General features: G+C 38.4%; 12 protein-coding genes and 1 pseudogene. 6 read left to right on the top strand and 7 right to left on the bottom strand.

Annotated elements, in window-relative coordinates; genetic code table 11:
- Positions 1-168: 168 nt before the first annotated feature.
- Both CA730_RS00925 and CA730_RS00915 read left to right on the top strand, forming a co-directional pair.
- Positions 169-1,620, top strand: a pseudogene (locus tag CA730_RS00925) (DUF2157 domain-containing protein); the annotation flags it as partial.
- A 661-nt stretch (positions 1,621-2,281) separates the two neighbouring features.
- Positions 2,282-3,016, top strand: a complete 735-nt coding sequence (locus tag CA730_RS00915) for a GDYXXLXY domain-containing protein (RefSeq protein WP_096662831.1) — start codon at positions 2,282-2,284, stop codon at positions 3,014-3,016.
- A gap of 267 nt (positions 3,017-3,283) precedes the next feature.
- Here the strand turns inward: CA730_RS00915 and sppA are convergent, their stop codons facing one another.
- The 3 genes from sppA to purE form a co-directional block, all read right to left on the bottom strand.
- Entirely contained in the window at positions 3,284-5,101 is a 1,818-nt protein-coding gene (gene sppA / locus CA730_RS00910; protein ID WP_096662827.1) for a signal peptide peptidase SppA, read from the bottom strand.
- Between the two features lie 77 nt (positions 5,102-5,178).
- Positions 5,179-6,228 (bottom strand): type 2 isopentenyl-diphosphate Delta-isomerase, encoded by a 1,050-nt coding sequence (gene fni / locus CA730_RS00905; RefSeq protein ID WP_096662824.1) that lies wholly within the window; start codon positions 6,226-6,228, stop codon positions 5,179-5,181.
- Between the two features lie 292 nt (positions 6,229-6,520).
- On the bottom strand, positions 6,521-7,033 hold the full coding sequence (purE, locus tag CA730_RS00900; protein ID WP_096662821.1) for a 5-(carboxyamino)imidazole ribonucleotide mutase: 513 nt from the start codon (positions 7,031-7,033) through the stop codon (positions 6,521-6,523).
- A gap of 184 nt (positions 7,034-7,217) precedes the next feature.
- On the opposite strand from purE, the gene nagA reads away from it, so the two are divergent.
- The 4 genes from nagA to sodB all read left to right on the top strand — a co-directional run bounded on the left by nagA (position 7,218) and on the right by sodB (position 13,373).
- Entirely contained in the window at positions 7,218-8,414 is a 1,197-nt protein-coding gene (gene nagA / locus CA730_RS00895; RefSeq protein ID WP_172891147.1) for an N-acetylglucosamine-6-phosphate deacetylase, read from the top strand.
- A 1,283-nt stretch (positions 8,415-9,697) separates the two neighbouring features.
- Positions 9,698-10,813 carry a septal ring lytic transglycosylase RlpA family protein gene (locus CA730_RS00890; protein ID WP_096662815.1) on the top strand — a complete coding sequence of 372 codons (1,116 nt, stop codon included), beginning with the start codon at positions 9,698-9,700 and terminating at the stop codon, positions 10,811-10,813.
- 145 nt (positions 10,814-10,958) lie between these two features.
- Positions 10,959-12,575 carry a bifunctional pantoate--beta-alanine ligase/(d)CMP kinase gene (locus CA730_RS00885; protein ID WP_096662812.1) on the top strand — a complete coding sequence of 539 codons (1,617 nt, stop codon included), beginning with the start codon at positions 10,959-10,961 and terminating at the stop codon, positions 12,573-12,575.
- A 198-nt stretch (positions 12,576-12,773) separates the two neighbouring features.
- Positions 12,774-13,373: a superoxide dismutase [Fe] gene (gene sodB / locus CA730_RS00880; RefSeq protein WP_096662809.1), complete on the top strand. Its 600-nt coding sequence runs from the start codon at positions 12,774-12,776 to the stop codon at positions 13,371-13,373.
- 305 nt (positions 13,374-13,678) lie between these two features.
- On the opposite strand, the gene CA730_RS00875 is transcribed toward sodB, so the two are convergent.
- The 4 genes from CA730_RS00875 to CA730_RS00860 all read right to left on the bottom strand — a co-directional run bounded on the left by CA730_RS00875 (position 13,679) and on the right by CA730_RS00860 (position 20,268).
- Complete coding sequence (locus tag CA730_RS00875; RefSeq protein ID WP_096662806.1) at positions 13,679-14,563, bottom strand: ParA family protein; 885 nt, start codon at positions 14,561-14,563, stop codon at positions 13,679-13,681.
- A gap of 114 nt (positions 14,564-14,677) precedes the next feature.
- A complete protein-coding gene (locus CA730_RS00870) occupies positions 14,678-17,224 on the bottom strand; it encodes a DNA translocase FtsK (RefSeq protein ID WP_096662803.1) in 2,547 nt (848 codons plus the stop codon).
- 31 nt (positions 17,225-17,255) lie between these two features.
- Positions 17,256-19,361 (bottom strand): ATP-binding protein, encoded by a 2,106-nt coding sequence (locus CA730_RS00865; protein ID WP_096662800.1) that lies wholly within the window; start codon positions 19,359-19,361, stop codon positions 17,256-17,258.
- Between the two features lie 58 nt (positions 19,362-19,419).
- Complete coding sequence (locus CA730_RS00860) at positions 19,420-20,268, bottom strand: transcription factor RcaD (protein WP_096662797.1); 849 nt, start codon at positions 20,266-20,268, stop codon at positions 19,420-19,422.
- Between the last annotated feature and the right edge of the window lie 180 nt (positions 20,269-20,448).

Raw genomic sequence — 20,448 nt, 5'->3', positions numbered from 1 at the left:
GCTATTAGCTTTCAAATCTGAAATATAGGTAATTAAACCGTCGTAACTTAAAGGAAATCAACACTTCCTTGTTTTTGCTATTCCTCCTCTTTGCTGACTACTGATAGCTGAATGCTTACCCAAATTAGGATTTTAGATTTGGTATTACACTTATGTACCGGAGAGGTCATGATATTTAACAATTTTCAGCAAAAACTGCGCCAAGAATCACAACGTTGGCGAGACGAAGGCATTATTAGTTCTTCCCAGTATGACCAAATAGCCAAGCGGCATCAATTTAATAAGATAGAAGAATCTACCCGTGATAGTTTTGGTGTCATTGCCATTGTCATCGGTGGTTTACTATTAGGCTTAGGTTTAATGACCCTTGTGGGTGCAAATTGGCAGGGCTGGTCACGGGACGTTAAGTTTATCTTGTTAATGAGTTTATTTCTCTCCACAGCCATTACTGGGTTTTTAACTTGGAGAGAACCTACACTTACCACAAATCAAGGTAAAAAATCTCAAGAAGGTAAAAGAGTAATCGGAGAAGCATTGTTAATTCTCAGTGCTTTTATTTTAGGGGCAACCCTCATGTTAATGGGGCAAATCTTCAATATTAGCGGTTCAGCTTCTGAGTTATTTTTAGCTTGGGGTTTTGGGGTGTTAGTCATGGCTTACAGTCTTTCTCTCAACTCTTTGGGAATTATGGCTATTGTCCTCATTCAAATCGGTTACTGGATAGGAATTGGTAATTTAGGATCTGAATCCGGGGAAGTGACTTGGGCGCGGTTAGCTATTCGCCATATGCCCTTACTATCATGGTTACTGTTTGTCCCTTTAGCTTATATTTGCAGATCCCGGTGGATTTTTGGCATGGGAGTTGTGGCATTTATTATATCTTTGCAATATAATCTCAGACCTTTACCACTCTTAACATTTTCTGATGCAGTTTCTTGGATAGCTTCCTTTGCTTTGGCTTTACCACCTGCCTTACTTTGGAGTTATGACGATTTACTTTTCCCCACAGTTAATTATCGGTTATTTCAACCTCTGGCACGTAATTTAGGCTTAACCTGTTTTGGGGTAGTTTTTTATCTTTTGTCTTTTCGTTCTCAATGGGAATCTATAGATTCTAGTGGCAGTTTATCATTTTTCAATCCCTTCGATTCAACTAATAATTTATCGAATATATCGCCATCTTTGCCAATTATTGATTTAGGGATTCTCAGCGGGTTAGCAGTTTTGCAATGGTTATTTCTAATTCGTCAAAGCAATAGTCCACTTCGACGGGAAGTATTTTTCAGAATTGGCATTATTACTACTTTTTTAGGGTTTATTCTGATTACTCCTTTTTGGCATCAAGCTATCACCAGAACTACTGAACTAGGCATTTTCATCTTCAATGTTTTATTGGCAATATTAGCCTGGGGATTAGTTCAAGAAGGTTTGAAGTTACGAAAAAGGAACGCATTTTGGTGTGGTATTTTATTATTTACCCTGCAAATTATCAGCCGGGTTTTAGAATATAATACTGAGGTTCTTTTCCGGGCTTTAGTATTTGGTATTTGCGGTTATTCCCTCATTGCCGCCGGACTTTGGTTTGAACGTCGCTTTACTACTTCTAAAACTAGTAATAGCGGTGGTAGTGGGAATAGCGGTGGTAGCGGGAATAGCGGTGGTAGCGGGAATAGCGGTGGTAGTGGGAATAGCGGGAATAGCGGTGGTAGTGGGAATAGCGGGAATAGCGGTGGTAGTGGGAATAGCGGGAATAGCGGGAATAGCGGGAATAAAAGTAGTAGTGGAGGCGCTAACGACAGTAGAGGTGATAACAGAAGCAATAGTGGCAGTGATTATCGGAGTGGTAGTGGAGGCACTAACGACAGTAGAGATAGAGATAGAGATAGGGAGAGGGATAACAGAGGCAATAGTGGAGGTGATTACCCGAGTAGAAAGTAATAGGATAATTCTCAATCAAAATTAAGACATATTCATGAGGAAGAATGCAGCAGTTAAACCCACCTTCCGCACCCCCAGGTGTCACAATCGGTAATTTCGGATTTTTGAATACCTCAAAGGATAATTTTTATACAAAACCCTGGAAATTTTACATAGCGAAGCGCTGCTGCAAGCAGTTCGCCAATCTCAAATCTCCAAACGACCAATTTTCGTTGTGTGACAGTTAAGGGTGCGGAACGTGGGATATAAATCTCTGCGGATAAATTCCTATCGAAAAATTAGCAGGAATGGGAAAAGTATTTTTCCCTATTATCTATTACCAATTACTAACTAAATTAATCCCATGAAAAATGACTTCCCTGAATCAAAAAAAACCTTAAATCCAGAAATGGAATTTTCCGAAAAACTGACATTTCGGGATTATCTCAGGGCTACAGAACAGAAGGCTAATAAACCTTTACCGATTTGGCGATTAATTGCCCCTTTATTGGTTCAATTAGGCTTAATTCTGGCTGTACCTTCTCAGGCAATGTATACGGATGTGACGGGTAAGACAGTAATTTTGCAAACCCTGCCTGTAGATTCTAATGATGTTGTCCGGGGTTCTTCATTGAACTTAGATTATAATATTTCCCGTCCTGAAACTTTGAGAAGATTACCGGGTTGGAATGATTGGTTGCGAAGAAATTCCCGCAGGGGTAGACAAATTTCTCAAGGGAGTATCTTATACTTAATTTTGCAAGAACGACAATCTTTTGATAGAAATGAACTTCAGTCTTGGAAACCTATTCGGGTAATTAGTAATCGTCCTGTTTCCTTATCTAATAATCAGGTAGCGTTAAAAGGTAATTATCAAGACGGTTTGATTAATTATGGGTTGGAAAACTATTTCATTCCTGAAGAACAAAGACAACAAATTAATGAGGATATTTCGCAAATTCAGGAAACCAGAAATGGTAGACAACAACCAATTTTAGTCAGAGTAAAAGTAGATCCTCAAGGTAATGCTATTCCTACGGGTTTATCCATAAGAGATGCGAATGGTGAACGTGGCTATCGCAATTATCGTTTTCAGTAGGATTAATTTGTCTGAATCAGGATTTACAGGATTTAAGAATTTACAGGATGATAGAAAAAATTCCCAAATTTCATCAACCCAATCACGATGATAAAACCTGGTTCAGACATTCTTACCTTTGTGTCCCTACCTGAGATAATTCTTAATTATGAAAATTCCCATTCAAGTCAGGTATAATGAGCAAGAATTAAACGCAGATGGCAGAGGATAGACGCAAATGAACGCAGATAAATTTGTAGTTCATTAGACTCGTAAATTCTATATTTCCTATTCAATTTTCAAGTTAATTGGTAAGCGGGTATAAATCCCTTGGGGATCATTCATTGTTTGCAAGGTTTTGATTTCCTGTTGGAATTTTTCTAGTTCATTTATTAAGGGGTTTGAGTTTTTAGTTTGGGTTTTTTCTATGCCTAATTTGGCTTTTATTTCATCTAATTTTTTACCAAATAAGCGTTCTGGAAATGTACTAACTCTGGGATATTCTTGTATTTCCCAATCAGTTCCTAATTTTGCTTGTTTAGCTGCATATTCAATGGCTGCATTTAAACCACCAATTTCATCAACTAAACCGATTTGTTTGGCTGCTGTTCCTGACCAAACTCGTCCTTGGGCGATTTCTGCTACTTTTGCAGTTGGAATTTTCCGTCCTTGGGAAACTTTTTGCAAGAATAGATTATAAATGCGGTTAACACTGCGTTGATAAACTGCTAATTCTTGAGGTGATTTAGGACGGGAAATGGTTTGTTGATCTGCATATTGAGCCGTTTTCACGCTATCCCAAGTTATGCCATTATTATTGCCTAGTTTTTGACCATTAAATAATACGCCAAAGACACCTATAGAACCTGTAATGGTATTAGGTTGGGCAAAAATGCGGTTGGAATCACTTGCAATCCAATAGCCACCAGAAGCAGCTATATCTCCCATAGAAACAATGACGGGTTTAATTTGACGAGTTAATTTGATTTCTCGCTGCATGATTTCGGCTGCGGTAGCGCTACCACCAGGGCTATTAATTCTTAAAACTACTGCTTTGATTTGATCATTTTGGCGAATTTTTGAGAATATTTTCGCAAAGTTATTACCGCCAATTTGTCCTTCGTCACCGCTACCGTTAACTATTTCTCCTTCTGCATAAACAATGGCAATTTGATTGTCTGAATTTGAAGATTTTCCGGGAACTTCGGCATAATCACCTAAGCTGATTTTTGTGAATGTTTTATCTTTTTCACTGTTACCAGTTAATTTTTTTAAGTCTGTGAATACTTGATCTTCATAAGCAATTGTATCTACTAGACTGTTAGATTTAGCTTCTGTGGCTTCTAAAATTGATTTACTATTAGCGATCGCTTGCAATTTCTGCGGTAGAATGTTTCTGCTTGCACCTACAGATTTCCGCCACTCTCCCCACACATCATCTAACAATTTCTGGGTTTGTTCCCGGTTCTCTGGGCTGAGTTTATTGAGCATTAGCGGTTCTACTGCACCCTTAAATTTACCCACCCGCACTATCTGCACACCAACGCCGTATTTTTCAAATGCCCCCGCTAAAAACATTGGTTGTGAACTTAAACCGTTCATTTCCATTGCTCCCATAGGATTAACTATAACTTGATTGGCTACGGAACTGAGATAATATTCTTTTTCACTCCAATCTGTACTATAGGCAATAATTTTTTTGCCAGTTTTACGGAATTTTTCTAATGCTTGACGGATTTCTTTCAAGGAAGCATAACCAACTGCACTATTAGCATTAGTTCCATCTATATAAATACCCACAATATTTTGATCACGTCCGGCTTTATCTAATGTTTCCACAACTTTCCGCAGTGTGATGTTATTTTCTTGAACACCGCTAAAAGTTTTTTCCAAAAATTGGCTGGAATTAGGTTCACTATCGGTGATTTTCATAGACAAGTCGAAAACTAAAACTGACTTATCTTTGACTATTGGGGCTGAACTTTGAGAACTAGCAAGCGCAATTAATATTAATAAGAATCCCAGTGTACTGACTCCAGAAAAAATTGTCAGTCCTAGTAAACTACCAATTAAACTTGCTAAGGTTTGTTTAAGAAAATTAGTCATTAGTTATTAGTTATTAGTTATTAGTCATTAGTTATTAGTCATTAATGCCAAAGTAATGACCGGAAAATAACCTTTTTCTATTGTATACGCTGTAAACTCTGAGACTGCTTTAATTTATACAGGCTGCTATTAGCAGTGCAAAATAATACAGTGGTGATTTCGGCAATTAAAACCTCTGTCAATTCTACTACAGCCGCTTCCGATACTGCCGCTGCTTTGAGAAAGGGCATTGCCAAACCAGCAATATCAGCCCCAAGTGCGATCGCTTTAGCCACATCTAAACCATTGCGTAAGCCCCCAGAAGCAATTAAGGGAACATCGGGATCATGCTCCCGAATACTGGCAATACAATCGGCTGCGGGTATCCCCCAGTCCCCAAATGTTTGCCCCAACCGCCGCTGTAAGGCTGTTTCTGCCCGTTCACTTTCAACCATTGCCCAAGATGTACCACCAGCGCCAGCCACATCAATCGCTTGCACTCCCACAGCTATCAGTTTTTCTGCCATAGTTGCGGAAATTCCATTACCCACCTCTTTGGCAATTACGGGAACTGGTAAGTTGTTACACAAGTTAGATATTTTGTCAAGTAATCCATGAAAATTAGTATCACCCCTGGGTTGAATGAATTCCTGCAAAGGGTTAATATGTAAAATCAAAGCATCAGCTTCGACCAGATCAATAATTCGCAAACATTCATCAATGCCATATTCATAATTAAGCTGTACCGCGCCTAAATTAGCAAAGAGGAGAATATCTGGCGCATATTTACGAACAGCAAAAGTATTGCCAACTTGAGGTTTTTCCACTGCTACTCTTACAGATCCTACACCCATTGCTAATTTGTATGCTTGGGCAACTTCAGCCAAACGACGGTTAATAATTCCCGCTTGTTCTGTACCTCCTGTCATGGAGGAAATTAACAAAGGTGCATGGAGATGTTTTCCTAAAAATGTCGTACTCACATCAATATCTTTACCATCAATTTCCGGTAAACAAGCATGAGTAAAGCGATATTTTTCTAACCCAGTGGTAATTGTTGGAGATTGGACATTATCTTCTAAACAGATGCGGATATGATCTGCTTTGCGATTTTGGGTTTGGGCTGAGGTGTTGATGGGAGGGTTCACGACTTAATATGGAGTTATGTGAATATTTATATTTTGCACTAAGTCCTGGCGAATATAATTCGCGGCTACACGAACTAAGTCCGCGCAAGCGGACTAATAAATTTTAACCCACGAAGGTGGTCACTGAGCAGTTCGACCCTTCGACAGGTCTGACAGTGAGCTTGTCGAACTGCTCAGGGCATCGCAAGCTCACTGTAACACTTTCCGATAGCGTAGCGTGGCGTTAGCCATAGTGTGGGTTTTGCCTGTATATATGCGCTTTATAACCGCCTGATGTAAGATGTGTAAATATCTATTGTTGTAAATATTTTTCATATCCCAGATGGTCTAGTTTCGCTTGCTTTTCCATGACCATATTACAAAGACTTTGCCGATAATCTTGCACTTTTTCGAGTAATTCTGGTTGGTGAGTAGCAAGAATTTGTACCGCTAAAAGTCCAGCATTTTTAGAATTCCCAATAGCGACGGTAGCAACAGGTATTCCTGCTGGCATTTGCACTATAGAATATAAAGAATCCACACCTTGTAAATTCCGAGTAGCGACGGGAACACCAATCACAGGTAAAGGAGTTAAAGATGCTACCATACCAGGGAGATGTGCCGCACCACCAGCACCAGCGATAATTACCTTGATACCGCGTTGATGTGCAGTTTTAGCATATTCAACCATCCGTTCTGGGGTACGATGGGCAGAGACAATGGCAACTTCAACTACAATACCAAATTCTTCACAAATAGCGATCGCATCCCTCATTGTAGGCAAATCGGAATCACTACCCATGATAATACCAACTTCAAGACTCATATAATTTAGGGAACAGGGAACAGGGAACAGGGTGCGGGGAGAGAATAAATTTCTATCTATTCCCAATGACCAATGACTAATGACCAATGACTAATGACCAATGACCAATGACCAATGACCAATGACCAATGACCAATGACTAATGACCAATGACCAATGACCAATGACTAATGACCAATGACCAATGACCAATGACAAAAATACCATGCTGGCAAATGTAGATATTATCAACGTAAGAATCCCCGGTTATCAAGATTTACAAAGAATCTTAGTTAACCAAGCAGGCATAATCGAGGAAATTATGCCCATGAACACAGCATGGGAAAAAGTTGTACCACAAAACTTACAAATTTTAGATGTAGCTGGAGACTGGATTTCTTTAGGTGGTGTGGATTTACAAATCAATGGTGGACTAGGATTAGCCTTCCCGGAATTAACAGCGGAAAATTCCTCCATGCTGCCAAAAATCTCTTCATTTCTGTGGGAAGCAGGAGTTGACGGTTATTTACCCACCCTAGTGACAACCTCCATCGAAAATATTCAGCGATCGCTCGCCATTCTCGCCAATTATACCCCCAATTCTCCAACCTCCGCCCAAATTCTCGGAGTCCATTTAGAAGGTCCATTTTTAAACTACTACAAACGCGGCGCACATCCAGCCGAATATCTTCTTCCCCTTACCATAGATCAAGTTAAACGGGTATTAGGAGATTATGCCCATATCGTCAAAGTTATCACCCTCGCACCAGAATTAGACACCACAGGTAAAGTCATTCCTTATTTGCGTTCCTTGGGAATCACCGTCAGCTTAGGACATTCACAAGCCATAGCCACAGAAGCCCAACAAGCCTTTACCCAAGGCGCAACCATGATCACTCATGCCTTCAACGCCATGCCACCCCTACACCACCGCGAACCGGGCTTATTAGGCGCAGCCATGAACAATCCTGATGTGTTTTGTGCTTTCATCGCTGATGGTCAGCACGTTACCCCAATGATCTTAAAAATTCTTCTGCGTGCCAGTGAAAGGTTATTTATTGTCAGTGATGCCCTTGCACCATTAGGATTACCTGACGGCATCTATCCTTGGGATACCCGACAAATAGAAGTTATCAACGGTACAGCCAGATTACAAGATGGCACTTTATCAGGAACAACCCTACCATTATTAACTGGAGTTCAAAATCTAGTAAAATGGGGAATTTGTGACTTAGAAACCGCCATTAGCCTCGCTACAGACGCACCCAGGCAAGCTATCAACTTACCGAAAGTTGCCGCCCAACAACCCGCCCACTTATTACGTTGGAAATGGGATGAGGTTGGTAAAGAACTGACATGGAAACGGTTAACTGTACCGAACAGTTTTACTCCTGACTCCTGACCGAAAAATTTTAGATTTTAGATTTTAGATTTTGGATTGGGAATTTTCGGTACAAGCCCCGCCCCTTCAGGGGGGAATTAATCAAAAATACTCGCTGCGCTGCGTACGCAACGCTTTCGCCAATCTAAAATCCTCAAGCTCCACACTTGTTTGTTGGAGTCAATCCAAAATCCAAAATCGTAAATCCAAAATCTGATGACTCCTGCTGTAATTAGTTTTCAGCAAACCCTATTTATACTCAAAACGGCTAAAAGCTGGACTTTTTTATCATACAAAGAACAAGTTCAAAGCCTCTCCAGTATTAAATATTATTCCTTTTCCCTCTCCTTTTAGGCTACGGTGTACACACAAGTGGTATCTGCAAGGGTTTCAGGCGTTATAGACTGAATTTTCTTTGGCGAGTTCGAGTTATAGTTAGCGACTACACCATCTTTCAGGGATTTATACTGGCAATACAAGTTTTGGAAAATGCCTAAAAGTGCTGATGATAACATTTCTGTATTTTCCGAATTATATGTATGTTTAATAGCTTGATATAAAATTGATTACTGATTTTACTCCATAACAACAAGTAAGTATGTATTCTTATATACTTAATAAGTGCATTTGTGCGCGTTTGATGCCATTTTTCTATGGTCTCATTAATTTTTTATTTGGGGATAAGAATAAATACTTACTGGAAATAAATCACTGTTATTGCTTGACAGTAATTGTTTTAATTGCAACTAATTATGTAGACATTTTAAATATATTTACTTACTAAAAATGTAGATAAAAAACCATGTATTGGGCGAAAAGAGTCCAAGTATTTTGACAATTTAATCTTTGTCTAGATTATGTTTAGGCTGGTGATATCTTTTGAAGAGTCAACTATTGGCAGTAAAATTTCATCTAAACACCAAGTGACTGGATGATTTTTCGATACTTCAGAATTTACAACTACTGAGAATAAATGTTAGGTAGTAATGGTTAAATTGGGCGATCGCTTAATATGAAGTTTCTCGAAGAAAATATAGAAATCTTAAAAAAAACGTTACATAGCCAAAATCCTGACTTGAAAACGGTTTACAAGCTTAAACTCAACTATAAATTTAGCCATATCCTTCAGACTTCCGCTAAAACCCTGATCCCCAAGCTCGAAAATTCATGTTAATGTATTCGAGTTACAAAACACAAAGTGAAAGCGGAACGGGTTCAAGTTTCCAGCGAAAGTCACTGTTCACAAGGTGAAAAACCCGCTAATCAGAAAACTTAAGTTCTACAGTCGCTTTAAAATCGGACGCATGAATCAAAGACATTTGTGGACTACAGTTGCCGTAATTCTGGCCGTTTTGGGTTTACCCTCAGTTGGTCGAACTCAAACCAGTGAGGAAAGTTCCCCAACTAGGCAAGCATCATCTATCAGTGATGCAGTCAAAGTGGGAGAATACCAATCCCCAACAGAAAACTCAACCTCAGATGCTGTGATTACTAGGATTCATCCTCACAGTATTAAAGGTTTACAAGCAGCTACTCTTTATGTTCGGGACATTCCTGTTCTGACTTTTTTGGGTTCTACCCCAGTTACTAACAACAAAACTAAGGTTGGAGTGATTGGCAATAATGAGAATATCAATCCTGACTCTCTTGTTGCTACCAATACAGCGAAAGTTGCCAGTTTTAGCAATGCTGGTAATACAATCAATTTTAACAAACAAGTTAGCTCTATTGACAATGATCCAATTCAGAAAGCTAGTGTGATTGCCGCTAGAATTAACGAACTGATCCAAAACAATGTAGATGCAAGCAAGATTACTGTCAGTTGGAAAACAGCGGATAATTCCGTAATTAACAATAAAGCCAATAAAAAAGGCTTCTTCCGTAAACAACCGTCAGTGGATCGCTACACCATTACCATTGACGGTCAAGAACTGGTAGAAGTCAATGAAGGTACTAGATTAGCAGATACCACAGAAAATCTTGCCCAAGATGCCTTACAAGCAACTAACAGACTGCGGAGACTAATCGGCAACGCATCTCCTATTCAGACAATTGCTAACTTACCCGCTAGTAAATCAGTTTCTAGTGCTAGTCTACCCCGGAAGATTGCCTTCGGTAATGTCAATCTCAGTTTCCAAGGGATGGCTTCTTGGTATGGATATGATGGTTCTGGTAATAAAACCGCTAGTGGTGAAAGATATAATCCCGAAGGATTAACTGCGGCTCATCGTAGCTTACCGATGGGAACAAAAATCCGTGTCACTAACACCCGTAATGGTCGTTCTGTGGTTGTCAGAATCAATGATCGAGGACCTTTCATCCGGGGTCGAATTATTGACCTTTCCGCTGGTGCTGCGCGGATATTGGGTATGATCAGCAGTGGTGTTGCTCCAGTTAGTCTTGAGGTTTTAGGAAAATAACCCGTTTCCTAGTTCCGACTCTGTTTTCGCTTTTCACGATTAAATTCCCCTGGTTCTTCTATTTTATCTCCCAATTATCCTTTGCGCCAGGCTGCGCTATCAGATATACACTAACGGGGGAAAGGATAGAAACTAGGGGTATTTTGTGCGTGTGCTGACAACAGTTGCAGCTTTACGCTGCTATTTAAATCGTCATCGCTGGCAAAGCCATCTGAGGCTACCAGATGATCTAGGACTTGATGAACAAACCAGTTGGTATCCCACAGCAGTTGGTTTAGTGCCAACTATGGGGGGTTTACATCAGGGGCATTTAAGTTTGATTAAACGGGCTAGACAGGAAAATTCGACGGTAATTGTGAGTATTTTCGTCAATCCTCTGCAATTTGGACCCAATGAGGACTATCAACGCTATCCTCGCACTTTGGCACAAGACCGAGAATTTTGTGAACAGGCGGGAGTTGATGTGATTTTTGCCCCAACTCCGGAAGAAATTGGTGTACCGGGGAAGAATATAGCAGAAACTCAGGTGACGCAAGTGATCCCTCCATCTGATATGATATCTAGCTTGTGTGGTAATTTTCGGAGTGGTCATTTTCAAGGTGTGGCAACGATTGTTACCAAGCTTTTTAATTTGGTACAACCTGACCGAGCTTACTTTGGACAAAAGGATGGTCAACAACTGGCAATTGTTAAACGGTTAGTAGCTGATTTAAATTTGCCAGTAGAAATTGTTGCTTGTCCTACGGTGCGGGAAGTGTCCGGCTTGGCTTTAAGTTCTCGTAATCAATATTTGACGGCTACAGAAAAAGAGCAAGCAACTGTGTTATTTAAAGGTTTACGGCAAGCTGAAGCGGCGTTTCGGGCTGGCGTTTGTGACAGTGGTGAACTGATAGCATTGGCGCGGCAAGAAATCGCAAAAGTTAGCAATATCAGCTTGGAATATATTGAATTGGTTGAACCGAATACGTTGATGTTTTTAGAAAAAGTTGAGGATGAAGGAATGTTGGCGATCGCTGCTCGTCTTGGCTCTACAAGGTTAATTGATAATACGATTTTGCGCGATGGCAATGATGGATTACGCCAACCGATCATTGCTATTGATGGTCCGGCTGGTGCTGGTAAATCTACTGTGGCTCGTCAAGTAGCCCAGGAATTAGGTTTGGTGTACTTAGATACTGGTGCTATGTACCGGGCGATCGCTTGGCTAGTCATGGAACAGGGAATTACCATTGATGACGATTGTGCTGTGGCGGAATTAGCCACTCGCTGCAAAATTGAACTCGCTCCCAGTCAAAGTCTGCAAACTCCCGTGAGAGTCCAGATTAATGATATTGATGTCACTCAAAAAATTCGCACAGTTGAGGTAACATCTCTAGTATCGGCGATCGCTGCCCAAAGTGCAGTGCGTCAAGCCTTGGTCAAACAGCAGCAAAGTTGGGGACAACGCGGGGGGTTAGTAGCAGAAGGTCGAGACATAGGCACTCACGTCTTCCCAGATGCGGAAATCAAAATCTTCTTAACCGCTTCTGTCGGTGAAAGAGCGCGTCGTCGTCAGCAAGACTTTCAAAAAACAGGTTCAATCTTGAGTTTAGAACAACTAGAACAGGAGATTGCTGAACGCGACTTCAAAGATAGCACCCGGAAAGTCTCCCCCTTGCAAAAAGCGGCTGATGCCATTGAACTCCAAACCGACGGTTTAACTGCTTCTGAAGTAGCAGCACAAATCATTAGCCATTACAACCAGCGGCTATCCCATAGTTAGGAGTTTGGTCTAAATAGATGAAATTTGCTTTGTTTATAAACTAACTGGTGGTAATTTTCACTTTGGTAGTAGAATGACAATGTTAAGTTTTGTATTGCAGGATTAAGTAGGGCTTACTAAATACGAAACCTGTAATTTGCCTAGCTATGGCAATAGCTTTCAACTAGAAAACAGTAAAAAGAAAGAGGATTTCACAAAATGGCATTTACCCAACCAGCTTTACCTTTTGCTTCTGATGCTTTAGAATCCTATGGCATGAAGGCTGAAACCTTTGAATATCACTATGGTAAGCATCATAAAGCTTATGTAGATAATTTGAATAAGCTTGTTGATGGTACAGAATTAGCTCACAAGTCTTTGGAAGAAGTAATTCAAATCGCTTTTGGTGATTCTACCAAAGCTGGAATCTTCAACAACGCGGCTCAAGTTTGGAATCACTCTTTCTTCTGGAATTGCTTGAAACCAGCAGGTGGCGGCGCTCCTACAGGCGCATTAGCTGCTAAAATTGATCAGGATTTTGGTAGTTTCGACAAATTCAAAGAAGAATTTTCTAACGCTGCTGCAACTCAATTCGGTAGTGGTTGGGCTTGGTTGGTTGATGATGGTGGTACTCTGAAAGTAATGAAAACCCCCAACGCCGAAAACCCCCTCGCACATGGTAAAAAAGCACTGTTAACCATTGACGTTTGGGAACACGCATATTACATTGACTTCAAAAATGCCCGTCCTGCATTCATCAAGAATTTCTTAGATAATTTGGTGAACTGGGAATTTGTCGCTGGAAATTTCGCTGCTTAGATTTTAATGGGTAATTGGTAATGGGTAATATTTTTACCGCAAGGGGTCTAAGTTAAGTGGACTCGTTGAACCAAGAATCTCAGTGGCTTTAGTCCTGAGAGTGTCAATCTTGCCTCTTGCCTTCCTCAATACCTTGTCCATTTTTTGTAGGTCGGGTTAAGCGATAGCGCAACCCGACGCATTTGTTTGGTTATGGCTATGGCTCCTACGTCGCCACGCAAGCTATCGCCACACTTCGTGAACGTACCTCAACCCAACCTACAAATCAAGACTTTTTTCGATTTGGACAAGGTATTGTTGTTAATTCACAATTTCTGCAATAATTCCTGAGTTAACTGCATAAATGCCTTAGAACCTGCTGTATTCGGACTTAGTAAAGAAACAGGCATAAAACTATCAACAGCTTTGGCAACATTAACATCAACGGGGATTTGAGCTTGACAGATTTTATCTACTCCAAAATCTTCAACCACTCGGTGCATTACCTGTTTATAATATCTGCCATTCAGGAGATTGGCATTAGACATACTAAAGACTATTCCCAACATTTTAATATCTATTTTTGCTTCATGTTCGTGACTTTCTTTTAATTGGGAAATGCGTCTTTCTAAAAGTTGAATTCCGACTACAGATAGGGGTTCTGGTCTAGCGGGAAGAATGTAGAAATCACTGGTAGCTAAAGCACTTCGAGTCAAGAGATTATAACCGGGAGCGCAATCTAAAAGAATAAAATCATATTCATTCCGTATGGGTTCTAAAATATCTCTAATTAAGACCCTTTCAAAGCGATTCCAGATAGTTTCAAAGTCCTGTTCTCCTAATGCTACTGATTGATTATGCAGCATTTCTGAAACCAAAAATTCATCATATAAATCTATGTCTCCTGGTAATAAGTTTAATCCAGTCAGGTTACAAATTTGAGGTTGAATGATGTCCCCAATTGTAAATTTTGCCTCTGGTTCAGGGTTGATAATTTGATCTAGTAAATATCTAAATGTCTTTCTTTGTTTGCGACGTTTGGCAAAATCAACAGGTGACATTAAACTCAGTGTGGCACTGATTTGACTATCTAAATCTAAAACAAGTACCTTTTTTCCGTGATTTTTGGCTAAACAGGTGGCTATATTCACGGTAATGGTGGTTTTACCGACTCCACCTTTCATGTTTGCGGTTGCAATTACATATCCCATTTTAATTCCTCTACTGACGCTTTCCCAATGATATAGCGTTCATATTATCTAATAAATTTTAACTTTGGTTATGTTACTTAGATCCCCGACTTCTTAGAGAAGTCGGGGATCTTTTTAAGGTAGTTTAATAGTTTGTGCTAATAAGCTTTGAAGACGTTGTCCGTGCGAACCACCTTGGTAAACTAAATCACCTTTGCCTAATAAATAGGCTGCTGTTGTTTCTTTTCCACCCAGAATAATACATGAGTCTGCTTGGCTGGAGGTACGCAGGGCGACTCGTCCAGGTAGGTTAGAACGGATAATTGGGGTGACAATACTGGCTTCTGGACGTTGTGTGGAAATAATTAGATGAATACCGGCGGCTCTTGCCATTGCGCCTAAACGTTTGATACTTTGTTCTAAGATGGTGCGAATTTCTTTTTCTGCCATAAAATCGGCATATTCATCAAATATACAAACAATACGCGGTAAAGCTGGGGAGGAACGTTGATTATAGGTGGTTAAATCTGCACATTTAGCTTTTTCAAATTTCTGATAACGAGATTCCATCTCTGCAACTAGTTCCTGCATTAATTCTACGGCGCGATCGCTATCTTTGACAACTGGTGCATATAACGACGACATTTGTTCAAATTCGGGAAATGTTACCCGCTTGGGGTCAACTAAGGCAATTTTAAGATGTTGGGGAGAATGACGATAGATTAAACTGAGAAGTAAGGATCTCAAAAACTCACTTTTTCCGCTGCCTGTTGTTCCCCCAACCAAAAAATGACAAGTATTCGGATCTGATAAATCAGCCTCTAACAACTTCCCATCAATACCCACTCCAATAGCAATTTTTACGGGTGCTGTTGGGGGTAAAAATTGCTTTTGAATAAAATCTTCAAATTTGGCAATTTGTCTATCTTGACGCGGTAAATCAACACTGACATAACCAGCTTGGGGAGCAATTAAAGGGGGATTTTCTAACCCTAATTGTACTTGTAAATCTGTGGATAATTTCAAAATTGAAGGAACTTTCACACCTAAATGTGGTTTAATTTTCACCCGAATAAATGCCGGACTTACATCAGCACCATAATAATCTACATTAACCTTAAAAGATTCTAGAATTGCCACTAAAGATGCGCCAATTTCATCAGCATTAATAGATGGCTCGGGCTTTTTTCTAGGAGGTTCTGTATCTGAATTTTGATCATGATTAGATTCAACACCAAAAAAAGTCTGACACTTTTGTTGTTGGGGGCAAATTTCACACAAATGAGGTTGAGTTGTCGCAGGTGGTGGGTTAGGATTGGGAGATTCCCAACTCAACCATTGTTGCATTTGTAATAATTTATAGGGAATTAATTGATGAACCGTATTTTCTAGTTGTTCCCAAGAATATTTGTATTCTTTAAATTCTGGTAAAACACAATAAACAGCAGAATCAATAGGTGGTTTTTTCCGCTTCGATAACATATAACTATAGAGAGAAACTTGCGCTAATTGTGCTGCTGAATCTACAGGTTGATAGGTTTTAAATTCTACCATACAAAGGCGTTTAAGTTCAAAATTAAAAACCAGACAATCAAACTCACCTCTAATTAATTGTTTTGTCCCATTAGGTAAATCAAAGTAATATTCTAAACTGCGTTCTTCAGAAATAAAAGTATTCTGAATAACCGTTTCTGCACTGCAATAACGACGATTGATGATCAACAATTCAGTAAACTTTTTAATTAATCCTTGTAAACCTTGCCAAACTTGTAGTAATACAGGTGCTTTACTCGCGTCTTTTGCAATTGCATTTTGTAAATAGGGAAAGAACTTAATTTGATAGAATAATTGTTGAATTTTTGATGTTAGTTCATCTACATTTAATTGTGTTGCAGATGGATTTAATAAAGTTTTAAATCTGGGTTCAATTAGCAGTAAATTAATAAAATTATCCGCTAGTTGGTGAAAGATATTACCAATACCAGTAATGGTATCTTTAGAAGAGAATATTGCTTTACAATTAAAATTATGATTTAGATAAAATAGTCGCGGACACTCAAAAGCTAATCTAACTTTAGTAGGAGTTAAAGAAGAGTTTTCAGATTTATTATTTACCATATTAAATATCTGATTCATAACATCAGGATTGGATATTTCCAGTAAGCGACGATGAACAGCAGCGAGATAAACTGTATCCATTGCTGCATAGTTTAACTGTTTTTGACTCAGGGGACGTTTTCCCCAATCACCTTTTCCTTCTTCTGCGTCTACATTAGAAAAATGGCAGAGTTCAGCAGCTAGAGTTTTTAGTTTTAAGTTGGTAGTTTGTAAAACTTCTTTGGTGATTTTTCTAGCTATTTTGAAGGTACAAGTCACATTTTCTGCTAGTTCTTTTCCTAGATATTTTAAATCAAAACCAGCATTATGAAAAACTTTCTCAATTTGGGAATTAACCATGATTTGGTTAATGAAATATGCAGCCAAATCAGGTTTATCTAAAACATCAAAAATATAAGCAAATTCACCAGTTAAGTCTGTATAATCAGCCAATACCTGAATTAGTGCTAATTTTGGTTTATCGGTATACCAATCAGCAATTTCCGTATCTATCCATAGAGTTTTAGATAGGGACAGTTGGAAAATTTGCTTGTAAATTTCAGAAGATTCTGTCAGGTAGTGCATTGGCTGATCATTTTATAAAAAACAAGTGAATTTAAGCAATTAAACAAATTAATCGATCTGGTAATTTAGCTTTTGGGTTCATAATCTTAACTTTCTTTTCTTGACATAATAGATCAATTAAATATTGAATATCAGTTTCTTTCACATCAGGAAATTGGCTAACTGCTTGTGAAATTAAAGTAGGTACTCCCATAAATGCTTGAGTTTTCACGAGATTTAATAGGAAATTTTTAACAGGTCTTAAATCTTTTCCTTCTTTACCATTTGTTTCTGACTTTCGATTTGATTTAGCAACAATATCTAAATCCTGTAATAAAGTACATTGATTCAATATCTCAGATTCATTAATTAAAGTTTCTAGTCTTTGTAAATTAATCGTTTTTCCACCAATTACTAACTCTTGAGATTTGGCAGAATTTACCAAACTTTGATATGTTGCCAAGTAGTGAATAGAAGACAGACTTGGTTTAATATGAACATGATTAGTATTGGTAAAAATCTGTCTATAGAGTTGATTTCCAGCCAGATTTGGTTTTCCTAAATCTCCAGCACGAATTAAGTGCATAGTTTGACAGAGATTTTTTTGAATTACTATTTGACAAGCATTCATTACATGATAAAAACTGGTCATATTGGAGTCTTCTGTCCAAACCATACCCAATTTTTGCCGATTTGTAGGATGTTGATAACTCAAGGAATAACTAGCATATTTTCCGCTTAAAAGTTTAGACTTAACTCCCTGTATTTTTAAAGTAGATATAGACTGCTGCAACATCTGAATTAAATCAGGTGATGATAACAAAGAAATCTTGGTAATTTTCCCCTGGCTTTTTGTATATTCGTGCTGCCATAATAATTGAAATTCTGCTTGAATTGTATCTTGATTATCTTGATGTCGTGGTGGAACAATAATTATAGGTTTAGGAATAGTTTTTTCATTGGGTGTTGTCACCTTTATTTGTATTGTAACTGTTTCGGGCTTTGGTTTTTCATCTAATAATGAACCTTTATATTTTTGATATTCATCACGACCTAGAGTTAGTGCATTTCTAGGTTTAGTTTTACTACCGGGGTAGTTTTTCTCCAACATTTCCCGATTTAGTGGAAAAATAGGAGATTCAGGTCTGGGACTTGCTAGTTGATGTAATGGTTTTAAGTGATAAGTCCAGAGTGCTTCTGCTTGTTCTAGTGTAATATCTTTTAGCCTAGTTTTTCTATTTATTCCTACTGTATCAGCTAAGAAAATTCGGTCAAGATGCCGATTCCAATTATTAGTAATAACGCTAATTATCACCAAAAAGTTTTTTAAATTATTTCCATGAATTGTTGTATTGACATTTAAAAAAGGTTGTATATCCAGGAGACCTTCTAGTAATTGGGGCATAGTTTCTAAATTGTCAAAACATAAAACAATCGGTTGGGTTTGCGTAGAAATTCTGCCAAAGTTTGCTAAGATATTTTTTGCAGCATCTTCTGTATCAATGAAGGTCTTGACCTTGATTGCCTTCATAGAATCTTCATTTAAATCATCACCACGCAGCCATTCACAAGCTAAATCATATAATTCTGGATTTGCGAGATCATGCAGCACTCCAAAAAACATATCAGGGTTATAAATACCTGCTTTTTTATAAGTATCTTTCAGGTGTTTGATAAATTTTTGCCGATTACTTTGTAATGCTTCCCAAAAATTATCATTAAATATTCTTTGTTTTATATCACTTCTTGTAAATGCGGTTAAACTTTTCAGCCACAACATTAACTGTGATTCCTTTTTACCTTCAGGAACTTGAATTAAACTATCAACAGTACGACGTAAAATATGCCGCCAAATGTGGGTACTATCAGGCCAGTCACAGAGAATATAAGCAAAAAATGCTTTGCTATTAAATGAGCGTTTAATCCGTCTTAGTAAATAAGTTTTGCCAGAACCAGATTCACCTTCTAGTAAAACTGTACGACTACGATGATCTTGACCCACTAAATCTAGTAATTCTTCAATTTCTATGATTGCATTTTTATGAATTGACTCAACCATAAGTAATGAGTCTTCTTCGTCAGACCAAAACTCTAAATGTTTCATTTCGATGTCAAAAGGGTTGACCTCGCGTTTAATGATGTCGTTAATGTCTGTCATAGATACACATTTGTGAGAGGAGGAAGTGATGAAAAAATGAAAAATATTGGAAAACCTGTTAATTAACTATGATAAAGAACAGTTGTCCACCAATATTTTGAGGAATTCCCGCGTCAATTTGTTCTGGTGTATAAGCACTAGATTCTTGTAAGGTACTAAAATCAATTTTGTCACTTTTTTGCAACCGATACAACGCCTGATCTAAATCATCTCGTAATAAAGGCGGTTGTAACTTTTGCCGTAAATGGAAAATTGGTAAATAATTCTCTGTACCCAATTCCCGATCTAATTTCTTGATAGTCTCTAAAATTTCTTCATCACTGATATTGCTAGTAATATCAGAATGTGATTCTACATGATCAGGAGTAGAAACTTGTTCTGACTTCAACCGCAAATTCTTCCGTAAAAACCGCACATAATTACCCAGCAAATTAAAGTCTATATTTGCTTTTCCTTCGGGATTATATTCATCCCGCAAAACTTCAATTCCTCTTTCCGTTAACCAAACTTCAGCTTTAAGTCTTTTCATCTTGATTTCAATAGCAATCAAACCCCGTTCACTCAAGGTTTTTAAAATTGCGTCCCGTTCATCTGATTTTAGCGATGAAACTTTGATTTCACTGGGGGCTATTTTTCCAGAACTCTTACCTATCTTCTCCATTACCTTGAGTTCTTTATCATCAATAGGTAATTGTGCCGAGTCGAGTTTCAGTAGTGCTTGACCAGGAGGTAAAATCTTGACTGTGGCAATTTCGCGGGAATAGTCTACATATTCCAGTTCCCCCAAATCTCGACAAATTTTGTTTTTCTCACTTTTAAAACTATCAAAAGTGCTAGAACTCAAGCCAGTACGATAATTGGGACACCCCAACAGCTTTAAGATGAACTTTAACTCTTTCGTTTCCATACGGTTAGTCTTGCTGTATTCGATACTTGACTACTTTAGCGCGAATCACAAAAAAATAACACACAGTTTCCATATTAACTCTAATAAGAGCGATTTTTCACTAAAAACTCAAAATATTATCCAAGTTTTCACTGATTACGTTCTAAGTAAACGACAGGTTTTTTCTAGAGTTTTTCTACA

This window comes from Dolichospermum compactum NIES-806 (genome assembly GCF_002368115.1).
In the GTDB taxonomy this organism is placed as follows: domain Bacteria; phylum Cyanobacteriota; class Cyanobacteriia; order Cyanobacteriales; family Nostocaceae; genus Dolichospermum; species Dolichospermum compactum.
This window is presented reverse-complemented; position numbering and strand designations above follow the sequence as displayed.

Bases quoted from the DNA above. Each gene is read 5' to 3' on its own strand.
- CA730_RS00915 (WP_096662831.1), top strand. From the start codon at position 2,282: ATGAAAAATGACTTCCCTGAATCAAAAAAAACCTTAAATCCAGAAATG.
- sppA (WP_096662827.1), bottom strand. From the start codon at position 5,101: ATGACTAATTTTCTTAAACAAACCTTAGCAAGTTTAATTGGTAGTTTA.
- purE (WP_096662821.1), bottom strand. From the start codon at position 7,033: ATGAGTCTTGAAGTTGGTATTATCATGGGTAGTGATTCCGATTTGCCT.
- nagA (WP_172891147.1), top strand. From the start codon at position 7,218: ATGACCAATGACAAAAATACCATGCTGGCAAATGTAGATATTATCAAC.
- CA730_RS00890 (WP_096662815.1), top strand. From the start codon at position 9,698: ATGAATCAAAGACATTTGTGGACTACAGTTGCCGTAATTCTGGCCGTT.
- sodB (WP_096662809.1), top strand. From the start codon at position 12,774: ATGGCATTTACCCAACCAGCTTTACCTTTTGCTTCTGATGCTTTAGAA.
- CA730_RS00875 (WP_096662806.1), bottom strand. From the start codon at position 14,563: ATGGGATATGTAATTGCAACCGCAAACATGAAAGGTGGAGTCGGTAAA.
- CA730_RS00870 (WP_096662803.1), bottom strand. From the start codon at position 17,224: ATGCACTACCTGACAGAATCTTCTGAAATTTACAAGCAAATTTTCCAA.
- CA730_RS00865 (WP_096662800.1), bottom strand. From the start codon at position 19,361: ATGACAGACATTAACGACATCATTAAACGCGAGGTCAACCCTTTTGAC.
- CA730_RS00860 (WP_096662797.1), bottom strand. From the start codon at position 20,268: ATGGAAACGAAAGAGTTAAAGTTCATCTTAAAGCTGTTGGGGTGTCCC.